Origin of the sequence: Mesorhizobium sp. GbtcB19, from assembly GCF_019091085.1 — a bacterium.
In the GTDB taxonomy this organism is placed as follows: Bacteria; Pseudomonadota; Alphaproteobacteria; order Rhizobiales; family Rhizobiaceae; genus Mesorhizobium.
On record NZ_JAGXJY010000002.1, the window covers coordinates 132120 to 146816 of the forward strand.

14 protein-coding genes are annotated in these 14697 nt (G+C 63.8%); 6 read left to right on the top strand and 8 right to left on the bottom strand.

Going from position 1 to position 14697, the window contains the following annotated elements; genetic code table 11:
- Window positions 1-325: 325 nt before the first annotated feature.
- Together KVT37_RS04585 and KVT37_RS04590 are read left to right on the top strand one after the other, a co-directional pair.
- The gene (locus KVT37_RS04585) at window positions 326-2095 is read left to right on the top strand and encodes a glucan ABC transporter ATP-binding protein/ permease (RefSeq protein ID WP_217570153.1); all 1770 of its coding nucleotides are present in this window, start codon (window positions 326-328) and stop codon (window positions 2093-2095) included.
- A 216-nt stretch (window positions 2096-2311) separates the two neighbouring features.
- Window positions 2312-3070: a heme ABC transporter permease gene (locus KVT37_RS04590; RefSeq protein ID WP_217570155.1), complete on the top strand. Its 759-nt coding sequence runs from the start codon at window positions 2312-2314 to the stop codon at window positions 3068-3070.
- A 273-nt stretch (window positions 3071-3343) separates the two neighbouring features.
- On the opposite strand, the gene KVT37_RS04595 is transcribed toward KVT37_RS04590, so the two are convergent.
- The gene (locus KVT37_RS04595) at window positions 3344-4402 is read right to left on the bottom strand and encodes a D-TA family PLP-dependent enzyme (protein ID WP_217570157.1); all 1059 of its coding nucleotides are present in this window, start codon (window positions 4400-4402) and stop codon (window positions 3344-3346) included.
- Window positions 4403-4608: 206 nt separating this feature from the next.
- Here KVT37_RS04595 and KVT37_RS04600 point away from each other — a divergent pair, with 206 nt between their 5' ends.
- Window positions 4609-5295, top strand: coding sequence for a D-lyxose/D-mannose family sugar isomerase (locus KVT37_RS04600; RefSeq protein ID WP_217570160.1), 687 nt, complete (start codon window positions 4609-4611; stop codon window positions 5293-5295).
- 62 nt (window positions 5296-5357) lie between these two features.
- Here the strand turns inward: KVT37_RS04600 and KVT37_RS04605 are convergent, their stop codons facing one another.
- The 7 genes from KVT37_RS04605 to KVT37_RS04635 are packed head-to-tail and all read right to left on the bottom strand — an operon-like array spanning window position 5358 to window position 11899.
- Complete coding sequence (locus KVT37_RS04605) at window positions 5358-5897, bottom strand: hypothetical protein (RefSeq protein ID WP_217570162.1); 540 nt, start codon at window positions 5895-5897, stop codon at window positions 5358-5360.
- 30 nt (window positions 5898-5927) lie between these two features.
- Window positions 5928-6809 (bottom strand): RDD family protein, encoded by an 882-nt coding sequence (locus KVT37_RS04610; protein WP_217570163.1) that lies wholly within the window; start codon window positions 6807-6809, stop codon window positions 5928-5930.
- The gene (locus tag KVT37_RS04615; protein ID WP_217570165.1) at window positions 6796-7812 is read right to left on the bottom strand and encodes a stage II sporulation protein M; all 1017 of its coding nucleotides are present in this window, start codon (window positions 7810-7812) and stop codon (window positions 6796-6798) included. The genes KVT37_RS04610 and KVT37_RS04615 overlap by 14 nt, the downstream gene beginning before the upstream one ends.
- A complete protein-coding gene (locus KVT37_RS04620) occupies window positions 7809-9113 on the bottom strand; it encodes a DUF58 domain-containing protein (RefSeq protein WP_217570167.1) in 1305 nt (434 codons plus the stop codon). The genes KVT37_RS04615 and KVT37_RS04620 overlap by 4 nt, the downstream gene beginning before the upstream one ends.
- Window positions 9110-10066, bottom strand: coding sequence for a MoxR family ATPase (locus KVT37_RS04625; RefSeq protein ID WP_217570169.1), 957 nt, complete (start codon window positions 10064-10066; stop codon window positions 9110-9112). Before KVT37_RS04625 ends, KVT37_RS04620 begins: the two co-directional genes overlap by 4 nt.
- The gene (locus KVT37_RS04630) at window positions 10053-11267 is read right to left on the bottom strand and encodes a DUF4350 domain-containing protein (protein ID WP_217570171.1); all 1215 of its coding nucleotides are present in this window, start codon (window positions 11265-11267) and stop codon (window positions 10053-10055) included. Before KVT37_RS04630 ends, KVT37_RS04625 begins: the two co-directional genes overlap by 14 nt.
- Entirely contained in the window at window positions 11264-11899 is a 636-nt protein-coding gene (locus KVT37_RS04635) for a DUF4129 domain-containing protein (RefSeq protein WP_308642557.1), read from the bottom strand. Before KVT37_RS04635 ends, KVT37_RS04630 begins: the two co-directional genes overlap by 4 nt.
- Before the next feature lie 150 nt (window positions 11900-12049).
- On the opposite strand from KVT37_RS04635, the gene KVT37_RS04640 reads away from it, so the two are divergent.
- From KVT37_RS04640 to KVT37_RS04650, 3 genes are all read left to right on the top strand, one after another.
- Window positions 12050-12832, top strand: a complete 783-nt coding sequence (locus tag KVT37_RS04640; RefSeq protein WP_217570175.1) for a hypothetical protein — start codon at window positions 12050-12052, stop codon at window positions 12830-12832.
- Window positions 12833-13025: 193 nt separating this feature from the next.
- Complete coding sequence (locus KVT37_RS04645; protein ID WP_217570177.1) at window positions 13026-13907, top strand: hypothetical protein; 882 nt, start codon at window positions 13026-13028, stop codon at window positions 13905-13907.
- Window positions 13908-13934: 27 nt separating this feature from the next.
- Window positions 13935-14687 (top strand): hypothetical protein, encoded by a 753-nt coding sequence (locus KVT37_RS04650; protein ID WP_254633815.1) that lies wholly within the window; start codon window positions 13935-13937, stop codon window positions 14685-14687.
- The last annotated feature ends 10 nt before the right edge of the window (window positions 14688-14697 follow it).

A 14697-nucleotide genomic window follows, 5' to 3' on the forward strand; every position in this document is an offset into this window, starting at 1 on the left:
TCGCTGTTTTTTACTTGGCGTGGGCACCGCGCCCCACCGCTTGCCTTCCTTTAGGGCAGACTAAGCAAGCAGCCGGTGATTAAAAATGTGGCAGCCCGGGGCAAGTGCCATTATTTTGCCGCAAGGCTGACATTTCACCTTTTATCTCAAACCGTTAGGCGATCACGTCAGATTTCGTACCGTCGTCATCTTTTGTTCGCTAAATGGGAACTGAAGGGATAGACGACGCATTGTTTCGCGACACATTTACCGTTACGTGTCAAAAAATGGTGCGGTGCACAATAGCGGCATTGAGCACGGACAAGAGTTTGGCGGAGTAGCTGAAGTGTCACTTCTGCAGATCTACTTTAGAGCGCTGGGTTATCTGGCGGCCGACAAGAAGCGCGTCGCGCTGATTTGCGGCGCCAACGTCGCGCTCGCGGCGATTGCGATCCTCGAGCCGATCCTGTTGGGTCGGGTGATCGGTGCCATTTCCGAAAAAGGCGCGGTGTTCTCGACGCTCGCCGTCTGGGCCGCTCTCGGTGCCTTCAATGTCGTCGCTTTCGTGCTGGTGGCGCGCGGCGCCGACCGTTTCGCTCATGCCCGTCGCTCCGAAGTGCTGTGCCAGTCCTTCGAGCGCGTCATCACGATGCCGCTCGCCTGGCATCAGCAGCGCGGCACGTCCAATTCGCTGCACACGCTGTTGCGCGCCGTCGAGACCCTGTTCAGCCTCTGGCTCGAATTCATGCGCGTGCATCTCTCGACCGCCATCGCGCTGGTGCTGCTGGTGCCGACCGCGCTTGCCATGGACGTCCGCATGTCCATCGTGCTGCTTGGCCTCGGCGTGCTTTACGTCGGCATCGGCCGTATCGTCATGCGCCACACCAAGTCGGGGCAGACGGCCGTCGAGCGCCACTACCACACCGTCTTTGCCCATGTGACCGACAGCGTCAGCAATGTCGCCGTGCTGCAGAGCTACAACCGCATCGGCCATGAGACCGCGACGCTGAAGCGTTACGTGAAGGACCTGCTCGACGCGCAGAATCCGGTGCTCGACTGGTGGGCGATCGCCAATGCGCTGAACCGCCTGTCCTCGACCATCTCGATGATGATCGTGCTCTCGATCGGCGCTTATCTCGTCACCCGTGGCCAGCTCCGCGTCGGCGATGTCGTCGCCTTCACGGGCTTTGCCGGAATGCTGATCGCCCGTCTCGACCAGATGTCGGCCTTCACCACGCAGATTTCCGAGGCGCGTGCCAAGCTGGAAGACTTCTACCGCCTCGAGGACTCGGCCGCCGAGACCGCCGAGCCCGATGGTCTGCGCGAGCTGACCAATGTCACCGGCCATGTCCGCTTCGAGGACGTCAGCTTCGAGTTCGCCAATTCCGGCCACGGCATCGAGGACGTCTCCTTCGAGGTCCAGGCCGGCCAGACGGTTGCCATCGTCGGCCCGACCGGCGCCGGCAAGACGACGCTCATCAATCTGTTGCAGCGCGTCTTCACGCCGTCCAGCGGCCGCATCCTGATCGACGGCATCGACACCCGCACGGTGACCCGCAAGTCGCTGCGCCACTCGATCGCCACCGTCTTCCAGGATGCCGGCCTGCTCAACCGCTCGATCGAGGACAACATCCGTGTCGGCCGCGCCGACGCGAGCAATGACGAGGTGCACGCCGCAGCCAATGCCGCCGCCGCGCAGGACTTCATCCTGTCCAAGAGCTGCGGCTACGACACCGTCGTCGGCGAGCGTGGCGGCCAGCTCTCGGGCGGCGAGCGCCAGCGTATCGCCATCGCCCGCGCCGTGCTGAAGGACGCGCCGATCCTGGTGCTCGACGAGGCGACCAGCGCGCTCGACGTCGAGACCGAGGACCGCGTCAAGGAAGCGATCGACGAGCTGCGCCGCAACCGCACGACCTTCATCATCGCCCACCGTCTGACCACCGTCCGCGACGCCGATCTGGTCGTCTTCATGGACAAGGGCAAGGTGGTCGAGATGGGCGGCTTCACCGAACTGTCGCTGCGCAACGGTCGTTTCGCCAGCCTGCTGCGCGCCGGCGGCCTGCTCAACGACGAGGAAGTTCGCCGCCTCAGCCGCACGGTTACGGAAGCGGCGTAACCAGCGCCTTTCCCTTCTCCCCTTGTGGGAGAAGGTGGATCGGCGCGACAGCGCCGAGACGGATGAGGGGTGTTCCAGCGGAGTGAGGCGCTGGCTTTCCCTGGAGCACCCCTCATCCGTCGCCTTCGGCGACACCTTCTCCCACAAGGGGAGAAGGGGAAGAGTGCGACACTCCCCCGATTGCTCCTGTCGCGTCACCGGTCTATTTAGATCGGCATGAGCGACACCACCTCACGCTTGAGCGCCTGGACCGATCTCGCCAACCCGACACGCTTCGTCGGGCTCGCCGGCAAGGTCATTCCGTGGCTGGCGGGGACAGCCGCCATCCTGCTCGCTGTCGGTCTCTATATGAGCTTCACGGCGCCGGAGGATTTCCAGCAGGGCATCACCGTGCGCATCATGTACATCCACGTGCCTTTCGCCTGGCTCGCCATGATGTGCTACACGATCATGGCGATCTCGGCGCTGGGAACGCTGGTCTGGCGCCATCCGCTGGCCGATGTCGCGCTGAAATCGGCGGCGCCGATCGGCGCCACCTTCACCGCGTTGGCGCTGGTCACCGGCTCGATCTGGGGTAAGCCGATGTGGGGCACCTGGTGGGTGTGGGACGCCCGGCTGACCTCGGTCTTCGTGCTCTTCCTGATGTATCTCGGCATCATCGCGCTGACCCGCGCGCTGGACGACGCCGGCCGCGCCGCCTGGGCCGCCGCAATCATCACCCTGGTCGGCTTCATCAACATCCCGATCATCAAATTCTCGGTCGACTGGTGGAACACGCTGCACCAGCCGGCGTCGGTCTTCCGCCTTGGCGGCCCGACAATCGATCCCTCGATGCTGTGGCCGCTGGCCGTGATGGCGCTGGGTTTCACGGTGCTGTTCTTCGCGCTGCATCTGATGGCGATGCGCACGGAGATTTTCAGGCGCAGGGTGACGGCGATGCGCAGGGTTGCGGCCAGGCAGGCGGAGCGGCAGTAGCGATGCCGAGCGCTGACGTCGGCGATTAGCCGAGCCTCTTATGCCTTCGTCATCCTAGGGCGGAGCGACGCGTAGCGGAGCGCAGACCCTAGGATCCATTCCGTTATTTCTCCACTTTGCAGCCATCGGACTCTTGGCGCCCGATGCCGATGCCCGTTCTGCAGCGTGGCGTTTGTCGTTCACGTCACGGAATGGATCCTAGGGTCTGCGCGCGTCGCTTCGCTCCTTGCTCCGCCCTAGGATGACGAACGATCGTGGGTTCTCGCCGCTTGACTACCCCATTCGCCCCCTTGCCGCCACCGGCAGTGTTTCCAGCACCTTGTCGCCGTCGATCAGATGCACCTGGTCGAACAAATTCGTCACCACGCAGCAGTGATCGGGCACCACGCGCACGCGCTCGCCGATGCGAAGGCCTGCGCCATCCAAGAGTGTCACAGTGCCATGCTCTTCGCTCAATCCCGTGACGCGGGCGCCGGGGATGCCCAGCAACTCGCCGAACTCCGGCAGCCCGAGCGTATCGGAGGACAGCGCCTTGCTGCCGCTGTCGAGGATGGCGCGGGTCGCCGTCGGGTGGCTGACCACCGTGGCAAGCACCGTCAGCGCGCAATCGTCGAGCGTGCCAACGCCTTTGGCGACCTGGTAGCGGTCGAGATAGATGTAAGTGCCAGGGCGGTATTCGGTGACCACGCGGTCTTCGCCTGACCTCCACATGTCCGGCGTGCCGCCACTGGAAATGCGGGCACACTCGAGCCCGGCCGCGGCAAGCGCATCGCGCGTGGTCTTCAGCCATGCATCGGCTTCCGCCGCGCGGCCCGCCGCCGGATAGGTCATCAGTCCGCCGAAGGCGAGCCCCTTCGCCTGATCGATCACCTTTGCAAGGGCCAGCGCTTCGTCGGGGCTCTGCACACCGCAGCGGCCCATGCCGGTATCGCACTCGACCAGAACGGACAGCGGATGGCCGGCATCGGTGAAGGTAGCGGCCAGCCCTTCCAGCGTCTCATGGCTGTCCGCCGTTACGGATAGCGTGACGCGCCCGTGCAGCGCCTTCAGCCGCTCCAGCTTGGCGCGCCCAAGGATGTTGTAGGGGATAAAAATGTCGGTCAGCCCGGCATCGGCCATCACCTCGGCCTCGCCGATCTTCTGGCAGGTGATGCCGACGGCGCCCGCCGCCACCTGCTTCTTCGCCCAATAGGGCAATTTGTGCGTCTTGATGTGCGGACGGAGCTTCAGCCCATGCGCGTCGGCATGCGCCTGCGCCTTGTTGATGTTCGCTTCGGCGCGGACCGCGTCGATCAGGATCGCCGGTGTGTCGAGGTCGTCTATGCTTGGCATGAAATCACCGTTCAGGGGATGTCTTCCGAACGGCGAACCCGTTCCGGGACAAAGACATTCGCGTTAAATCAAATCAGTTGGTTTATGGCCCCGAACGCAGCCGATGTCACCGGGCCAGAGGCGTGAGTTTGCGTCGACAGCGGGCCGGCATTGGGCTATTCGGAGGGGCAGATTTCAGCAGGCAGCGGCCGGAAGGAAGAGAACTCATGAAGCGCTCCAAGATCAACGACATCATCCGCGAAGCCGACGCCTTCATCCGCTCCTTCGGCTATATCATGCCGCCCTTCGCCTATTGGTCGCCGGAAGAGATGAAGGCGCGCAAGGCCGACTCCTCGGCCATCTTCACCTCGCGTCTCGGATGGGACATCACCGACTACGGCCAGGAGAAGTTCGACGAGCTCGGCCTGTTCCTGTTCACCGTGCGCAATGGCCGCTACGAGGACATGAAGCTCGGCATGGGCATGCTCTATGCCGAAAAAATCATGATCTCGCGCAAGGATCAGCTCTCGCCGATGCATCGCCACAACATCAAGGCCGAGGACATAATCAACCGCGGTGGCGGCAAGCTGGTGCTGGAACTGTTCATGCACGACCGCGACGGCGGCATCGACCCGAAGGCCGAAGTGTCGGTGCCGGTCGACGGCACGATCACCAGATTGCCGGCCGGTGGCCTGCTGAAGCTCGATCCCGGCCAGAGCGTCACGCTGCTACCCGGTGTCTGGCACGCCTTCTGGGCCGAGGGCAAGGACGTGCTGATCGGCGAGGTCTCGACCGTCAACGACGACCTCACCGACAACGTCTTCCGCGAGCCGATCGGCCGCTTCTCCAACATCGACGAGGATGTCGCGCCGGTGCACCTGCTGGTCTCGGACTATGAGAAGTGGGTCGGGTAGGCGAGGGGTTCATCGGCCGACAGTCCGCGTGGCCGGTCGGCCGATCCTGGAACTGCGCCCTCTCAAATTATTCCGAAGTGGATCCTAACAGCGGAAAGCCAGCGAGGGTCGGAGTCCAGGATGGCCTTCGACACATACACGCTTTTGACACTCCCGATTAATTCCCTGCGACACAGTGACTTGATGGATCGTACCGCGGTTTTATAGATCTCAATGAGATTCTTGGGCGGCTGTATGTGCGTTCCATTTTTCGTAACGAAAAAAGAGGTATAGCCAATCGCGAAGTAGAAATACGGGTCCTCCGTGAATTTTCTTGAATTTATCTTGATATGCCCATCCCCATGTAATTCCTTAAATTGATACCAATTGGTATCGCCATTTTTGTAAATTACGACCTCTGGCTCGTCGGTGGCGAAGGAGGGATGTTTTAACGCCATGGCAGCGCCTCGCCTGCCGATAACTTCAGCAACTGAATCGGCATTCAGGTAGCGAATCTTAGTTCCATCAAAAACATCATAGGAAATTCTTGAGCCTGAATTGATAAGGGTGCGGAGAGTTATTTCGTATTGCTCCTTCGTAATTACGAATTCAGACGAAGCCATATTGGGAGACCTTCAATAACTCGCGCCCGGCTAACGCGCGTACTTATCCGCCTTGCGGTTTCCGAGCAGCAGCTTGCGTTCCAGATGCGCGCGGAGTTCGCCGTAATAAGCGGTGAGGAAAGCCTTTGAATCGATCGGCTCGACCCTGGCGCCGATCTTGCGGCTGATTGTTTCCGCCACCGCCTTGAGCGCCGAATAATCGTCACGGCGCAGCACTTCCTCGAGCTTCTGCAGCTCGGCGATGCCGTAGGCGTCGAGCTGCGCCGGGCTGAACTGGAAGCGGGCCGCGACCGGGTCCTTGCGCAGCGAAAGGTCCTCGACCAGCGCCACCTTCGGCGCCTCGACCACCCAGGTGCCGGCGAGCAGGTCGCCGATTCTGAGCCGGTCGCGGTTGAACAGCGGGAACAGCGAGAACAGCAGCGCCCACACCAGCCCGAAGATGGTCGTCAGCGTGTCGGCGACATCGGCGCTGGCGCGCGCGGCGAGGATCGACAGCGGCAGGAACACTTCGATCTCGCGCATCAGGTTGCGCGCGATGACCTGGTCGATGGTAAGGCCGGCGCCGCTGCGCGAGGCGACCCTGGTGCCGACCATGCGCTTGCCCGGCGTCGCTGCTCGCCGCCCTGCCTCGAAGGCGATGAAGTAGACGTTGCGCAGGAAGAAGATGAAGATGATCCAGACGATGAACAGCGGTTCCGCGTCCTTCACGCCGAGGCCGCCAAGGCCGAAGATCGTGACCAGCGAGACGACCACGGCCGCCACGATGACGACCACCACATCGAGCAGGAATCCCGAAGCGCGCGTGCCGGCATCCGCCAGCTTGACCCTGAGGTCGACGCCCTCCGGCGTGACCAGAGGACGGGTCAGCGCGGCCGGGTTCCTGGTCTTCACCTTGGCCTTAGCGGTCGCCATGCCGCACCATACGGAAAAGGTAGAAATATGAGATCCAGAAAGCCAGCATGCCGACGCCGATCGAATAGCGAACGATGTCGCTGGTGATGGTCTGCCGGCCGATCCCTTCGAGCAGGCCGGCGAAAAGCAGCATCACCGTGACGCCGATCATGGCGGTAGCGGCCACGCGTCCGGCCCGGGCGGCGGCGGCCATGCGGGTCAGCTCGCCGGGAAAGGCGATGCTGGTGCCGATGCGCATGCCGGCCGCGCCCGCGATGGCGATGGCGAAAAGCTCCGTCGTGCCGTGGATCGACAGCCAGCCGCCCAGCTCGAAGCCGAGGCCCTTGGCGGCATAGATCTGGAAAATGGCGCCGAGCATGCAGCCATTCATCAGGATGATCAGCACGCTTGGCACCGCAAAGGCGAAACCCAGCGCGAAGGCCAGGATCGAGACCTGCGTGTTGTGGGTGAAGAGATAGGCCGCAAAGCCCGACAGAAAGTGGTCGCCGCCGCCGTAAAGCACGCTGCGCAGCGTCTCGGCCGACGAATCCGGGTTGCGCCCGCCGGCAAGGCTCGGCGCGATGATGGCGTCGTACCAGCGCTTGTCGGAGGCGACCAGCCAATAGCCGGCAATCGCGCCCACCACGGTGAGGGCGACCGATGTCCACACTTCGCGCCAAAGGTCGCGGATCGCCGCCGGCCAGTCGTGCAGGAAGAAGTCGCCGATGCGCGTCCGCAAGGACCTCCGTGCGCCGTAGAGATAGAAATAGCCGCGCAGGCAGAGCGCCTCGAGATAGGCGATCAGCGCGCTGTCGAGCGAGGTCGCGCGCGCCACCGAAAGCGAGGACAGCGCCGAACGATAAAGGAGTGGCAGCGACAGGAGCTCGTCTTCCGACAGCGCGCGCGGCGCGCGCCTTTCGACGCGCGCCAGCAGCGCCTCGAAGGCTTTCCAGTCGGCCTCCCGCTCCTGGCGGAAGCTGGCCAGCGACTGGCGCACCGCATCGGTGCCGACGGACAGCGTCATAAGAGGTTCTCCTCCTTGAGCTGGATGTAGCGCTCGACGAGCGCCGGGCCGAGCCGTTGGTGATCGGCCTCGATGACATGCGCGCCGAGCAGCCTGAGCCTGCCGATCACCACTTGCCGCTGCCTCAAAAGGTCGCCGGCGGTGACGGAGCGGGCGACATCCTCGGGTGTTGCCGGCGCCATGTCGGCCAGCGTTTCGAGCTCCACGTCCCGCATCAGCATGAACAGCACCAGATGCCGCTCGGTCAGCCGGCCGACGGTGCGCAGCATCAGTTCGGCGCTGATCGGATCGACGAAATCGGTGAAGATGATGACCAGCGAGCGGCGGTCGAGCTTGGCCGAGAGCGTGGTGAGCGCCAGGGTGAAGTTGGTCTCCTCGGTCGAATAGTCGATCTCGGCGGCGCGCTTCTGGATCATGGTGAAGTTCGGCGAACCGCGCACCGCGCCGCTGGAAACGCGCGGCCTTGCGTCGAAGGAAAACAGGCTGACGAGGTCGCCGCCCTTGAGCGCAATGAAGGCCGACAGAAGTGCTGCCGTCACCGCGCGATCGACCTTCGGCACGCCGTCGACCGGCTCGCACATCAGGCGGCCGCTATCGATGGCCAGAACGATGTTGTTGTTCTCCTCGATCCGGAATTCGCGCGCCAAAAGCTTGCCGTGGCGGGCGCTGCGCTTCCAGTCGATCATGCGCCGGCCCATGCCGGGCTGATAGTCCTTCAGCGCTTCGAACTCGCGGCCTTGGCCGGCGCGCTTCTGCGCATGGCCGTCGGCAAGGGCCGAGCGCTGCAACAGCGTGATCGCCTCGTCGCGCGCGCTGTTGACGTTGGGCAGCACCGCCACCTTGCGGTCGACGGGCAAGATGACCTGGTTCCACACCAGTCCGAACGGGCCCTGCCAGCGCAGCCACAGCCGGTCGAAACTGGCGATGCCGCGGCGGATGGCCTCGAATTCGAGGTCGAGCGTGCCGCCATTGGCAGGCAGCGCGCCGCCGGTGCCCGCGACCGGCTGCACCCGCTGATCATGGCCGACGCGCGCCTGCAGGCGCCGCAGCCTGGCGCCGAGGCCGGCCGCGATGTGCAGCGTGAAGCGCCCGCCGACGCCGACCTGCGGTGGCGCCGTCAGCGTCGCGTTGAGCGAGGCGCGGCCTCGTCCGGCGGCGGCGTCCACCGCCAGGAAGGCAAGCAGCAGGCAGATCCACAACAGGCCGAGATACCAGACAGAGGGCAGCGCGAGCGCGACCAGGAAGGCGGGGATCGCCCCCCCCGCCGCCGCCCAGACTGCTCGACCGCTCGGATAGATCAACGTGGCGCTTCCGTGTGGTCGACGAGGTCGGAGACGATCTGCTCGACCAGCCGTCCGTCGATCTGCGCTGCCGGCGAAAGAACGACGCGGTGGCGCAGCGCCGGCACGGCCAAGGCCTTGACGTCGTCCGGAATGACGTAGTTGCGGCCGTCGAGCGCCGCCCTGGCGCGCGCGGCCCGCGCCAGCATGGCGCCCGCGCGCGGACTTGCGCCGACCTCGAGGTCGGGGCTTTCGCGCGTGCCGCGCACGAGTGCCGCGATATAACCGACGACATCGTCGACCAGCGTGACGTCGCCGACCGTGGCGACCGCTGCTTCGAGCGACTTGCGGTCGGTCTGCGCCTTGATGCCGTATTGCTCGATATCATGCGAGGCCGAGCCGCCGCCATGATGGACGATGATGGCACGCTCTTCCTTGGGGTCCGGATAGCTCACCCTGTGCTTGAACAGGAAGCGGTCGAGCTGCGCTTCGGGCAACGGATAGACGCCCTGATGCTCGATCGGGTTCTGCGTCGCCACCACCATGAAATTCCGGCCGAGCGAATGCGTGGTGCCGTCGAAGGTGACGGCGTGCTCCTGCATGGCTTCGAGTAGGGCGGCCTGCGTCTTCGGCGGCGTGCGGTTGATTTCGTCGGCGAGCAAGAGGTCGCAGAAGATCGGGCCACGCGTCAGCGTGAACTGCCCGGTCTGGAAATTGTAGATGTTCGCGCCGACGATGTCGCCGGGCATCAGGTCGGGCGTGAACTGGATGCGGCCATAGGTGACGCCGAGCGCCTGCGCGAAGCAGCGCGCCGTCATGGTCTTGGCGGTTCCGGGCGGACCTTCGAGCAGGATGTGGCCGCCGGCGAACAGCGCCGTCAGCATCAGGTCGACCGTGTCGCGCTGACCGGTGATTGCTTTTGCCACTTCTTCCCTGATCGCGTTCGCCAGGGCCTTCACTTCATCGACGTTCACCGAGCCTCCTTGCCGTCCAGTCATGCAGCTGTTCGGCTGCCTCATGCATTGCGGCCAAATTGTTGGATTCGTTCGCGGCCTTGAAGCGCTGGCTGAATCCGTGCGTCTCGCCCTTGTCGCGGGAATCGAGCCAGCGGTCGAGCGCTTCGCCCTGCAGGCCATGCGGCGCGCCGAGCAGGGCGCCGGCGCGCTGCCGCACCAGCGCCGCATAGCGGTCGCCAAGCCCTTGCAGGCGGCCGGCGCGCCTCAGCAGCATCGCCGTGGTGTCGACCAGCGCCCTCTTGCCGAAGGCGATGGCGCGGTCTTCCGCGCGCGGCGGGCCGAAGCGGCCGAGCCCGTGCAGGAAGGCAAGCGCGGCCGCCACCAGCACGGAGAGCGTCAAAGCCAGGAAGGGCGGTTCGACCAGGAGCTTGGCGAGATCGTATTTCTGGCCGATGCCGTGCAGCGTCAGGTCGAACATGACCGCACCCTTGGCGGGCTCCAGCATGGCGATCATGTCGAGCGCGGCGGCCGCCTTCTGCTCGTCGCCCAGTGCCGCATTGTTGATGAAGTCGGGATCGGTCAGGATGTAGTGCGGCTCGTCGTCGAGCTCGGTCAAGATGGCCTTGCCGTCGCTCGTCGCGATCAGCGGGTCATCGTCCGCCACCCATTGCAGTTCATCCGGTACGGCGATCTTGCGGCCTTGGATATCGATCTTGTCGACCGCCGGCTTGCCTTCGCCGAGCTTCGCCTTGGCGATACGGCCCAGCCAGTCGTTGACCACGGTATTGGGAAGCCGTTCGACCTTGGTCTCCCAGCCGTCATGCCCGAGCAAGGGAAGGGTCTGCCATTTCGGCAGCACGAACAGGGTGTCCTTGCCGCTGCGCAGCTTGATGATGTGGTCGAGCGCGGCCGGGTCGCTGTCCGGCGCGATGGTGACGATGAGCAGGAACGTCTCTGCCAGCGGTGAAGCAAGGTCCTTCTCGCCGCGTTCCATCGGCGGCGCCTGTCCATTGGTGAGCTTCAACCATTCGACAAGTCCGGCGTAACCGGTGCCGCCTTTCGAAAACGGCGTGGCGCCACCTTCAGGCTGGCGGAAATCGGGCGCATAGGTGGACAAAAGGAAGAAGCCGGCCGCCGCCAGCAGGCTGGCGAAAATGCCCCAGAAAAGCGTCTTGCGGCTGAACGGTTCTTGCGTTGCTTCCGTCGTTGCCGTGCTCATGCCCAGGCGTCCCGGAAGGCGAAGCGCTCATAGGCGCCGCGTGCCTGCTGCCAGCCTTCGGCGCCGACCGGTCGCCGGGCAAACAGCGCGGCTTCGACGATGCGCGCGATCTCGCTGAAGGCGGCGCGGGGCCGGGTGGGGATCGAGCCAGCCGCCGCGATGTCGCGCGCTGTGAGCGACGGGCGCAGGAAGTCCGGCAGCCGGGTGGCGATGTCGGCGACGCTGCGGCGCAAGAGAAGATGCACCGCCTCGTCATACTCGCCGCGCGCGGCAAGCGCATCGGCCTCGGAAAGCAGGATTTGGGCGACTTCAGCGTCCGGACGCCATTCTTCCTTCGCTGCCTCGGTTTCCTGGCGTTTCCGCCACCATGGCAGACGCCAGGCGACACCCTGTGCCTCAAGAACGAGAAGCAGCACTATGATCGCGACGCCGATGATCACCGCGCCCCAGAACAGATAGATCATGTAGGGGCCGAGCTTGGCCAGGCCGTCCAGCAGCGGCTTCAGCCATTCAGGCGGCTCGGGCCGCACAAACCTCGGCAAGGCAAACTGGATCGAATCGTCCGCCAGCAGCTGCTTGTGCAGCTGCGCCAGTCGTTCGGCATCTTGCGTCGCTGCCTGTACGGCTGCCACCCGCTCGTTTCCCCCTGCAACCTGCGGTTCGGCGCCGACACTGGCAATACGCGCCATCAATTGCAAGTGCACTGGACGCAGCCCTTCAATCTTGGCAAATTTACTTTGAAGTCGCCGGTTGGATACGGCGGTGACTCGGGGGAAATTATCATGACCACTGCAACACTGGGACGACCCGGCAGATTCGAGATCGGCAGGGTGTTCAACACCACCTTCGGCGTCATTACCCGCAATATCGGGATTTGCGCAGGGCTGGCGTTGTTGTTTTCGGGACTGCCGGCATTCCTCATCAGGCTGTGGACGCAGCCGCAGCTGGACGCAGTGCTGCATGGCGATCCGGGCGCAATGGCCGACCCCAATGCGGTGTGGCGCAATTCATCTGCCAGCGTGATCGGCGGGCTGGTCGCTTTCGTCTGCTCGCTGCTCTTGCAATCGGCCCTGGTGCGAGCAACCATCGAAGACCTCAACGGCAAGCGGCCGTCCTTCGGCGACTGCATTCAGATCGCGATCCGCTTCCTGCTGCCGACGCTGGCGATAGGTCTGCTTGTCTATTTTGGTTCCATCCTTGCGATGGTCGCTCTTATCGTACCCGGCATCATCCTGTGGCTTGGCTGGTCGATGTCGGTTCCGGTCCTCATCCAGGAGCGGCGGGGCGTCTTCGGCTCGATGTCGCGCAGCCGCGCGCTCACCAAAGGCAGCCGCTGGTCGCTGTTCGGCCTGTTCCTCATTCTCATCATCATTGCGATGATCGTCCAATGGGGGATGTTGCTGCTTCTGGTGCTGTTCGGCGGCATCATTGCCGAGATCGGCGCCGCGCTGGTGCAGACCGTGGTGTCGATGGTGCTGTCGATCGCTGCCGCAGTGAGCTACGTCGAACTGCGCCAGGCGAAGGAAGGTACCAGCATCGACGAGTTGGCGGAGATTTTCTCGTAACCGAGCGCCCATCCCGCCCGGCATGCGAAGAACGGAACCGTCGCCAGACTGGCGGGGAAGGCTTCGGCTGCCTCCGCTTATCGGCGGCGACATCAGCAATACGATTGGAGAATTGCAACGCCCTCGAACCGCAAGTATCAATCTTGCGGATACTGTTTAATTTTGCATATTCATTAGTTTGGGGGAATATAAGATGGCGTCGATCGCAAGCGGCAGGCCGGAAAAATTCCGCATCGGCCGGGTGTTCAGCAACACATTCTCGGTTATCAGCCGCAGCTTCGGCCCGCTTGCGGCGATCGTTGGCTTGTTTTCCGCTGCGCCCACGTTGATCTACAATTTTTGGAACCTCACCCAGCTCGCCAGGATGCGCGAGGCCGCGGGCGCCTCTGCCTTCGAAAGGCCGGACATGGCAAGGCTGGCGGCCGTATCGGCGATTGCTGGGCTGGTGTTTCTGGTGCTCGGCTTGCTCGCGCAGGCAGCATTGGTCCGGCTGACGGTCGAGGACATGAACGGCAGCCGTCCGGCGGTCGGCGACTGTATCCAGATCGCGTTGCGCAGGTTCTTTCCGATGCTGGGCATAGGCTTCATTGTTTTTCTTGCCCTGATACTGGCCGGCATCGTGATCGGCATCGTCGCCTCCATTTTCGCCTTTGGCGGCGCCTTCGTCGGTGCGCTCATCGGGATTGCCGTGGCCGCTATCCCGGCGGCAATGTGGTTCATCAGCATATCGGTTGCGATACCGGTGGCGGTCCAGGAAAGGCTCGGCGTGTTCGGTTCGATATCGCGCAGCCGGGCGCTGACCAAAGGCAGCCGTTGGCCGATCTTTGGCCTGCTTTTGGTCATTGGCATCGCGGCCGGCCTGCTTCAGGCGGCATTCTCGCTGCTGTTCAGGTTTGCCCTGGCAACGGCCAGCGGCCTCAGCGGTACCGGTATCTTCGTCGGGGCCGTGGGAGGCAGCCTGCTGTCGAGCATCTTCTCGGCGGTGATTTCGGTGGCGATCGCCGTCATCTATGTCGAATTGCGTCAGGTCAGGGAAGGCGCCAGCGTCGACGAACTGGCGGAGATATTCTCGTAAGCCACAGCGCACAGGGACGATAACATCATGGCATCAGCGGCACTGAACCCGGCTGATCGCTTTCGCATCGGCCGGGTGTTCCACGACAGTTTTGCGGTGATTGGCCGCAATCCGCTTCTGTGTGTCGGACTGGCGCTGATCTTTTCCGGCCTGCCGCGGTTCGCCATCCAGTTTCTGGTGCTGAAGCGGATCGTCCATTTCACGCGATACTCGCCTCAGCACATTGCCTTTGCCGTTACCGCCGCCCTGGTCGCTATGATCCTGGCGGCCGTTCTGCAGGCCGCGCTGGTACGGGTCACCATCGAGGATCTCAACGGTAAGCGGCCGACTCTCGGCGACTGCCTGGCCGTTGCCATCTCCTTCTTGTTGCCAACGATCGGCATCGCGCTGCTCGCTACCTTTGGCGCCGCCTTTGCGCTGCTGGCGCTTGTCGTCCCCGGGGTCATCCTGTTCCTGCGCTGGTCGGTGGCTGTGCCAGCCCTGGTGCAGGAACGGCTCGGCGTCCTCGGCTCTATGGCGCGCAGCAGTGATTTGACCAAGGGAAGCCGCTGGGCGCTGTTCTGGCTATGGATAGTCCTCATCACCGCCGCCTACGCCGTCCAATTCGCGCTGGTCGCGATCGTGCCTGCTGTCGGAGCGATGGCAGGCATGTCGCTGGACGCATTAGCGAGCGCCGTCCTTTACATGTTGACCTCGATCGCGCCGGCCGTCTGCTACGTCGAATTGCGGCGGGTCAAGGAAGGCACCAGCGTTGAGGACCTGGCGGAGATATTCTCTTAAGCCTGTACTG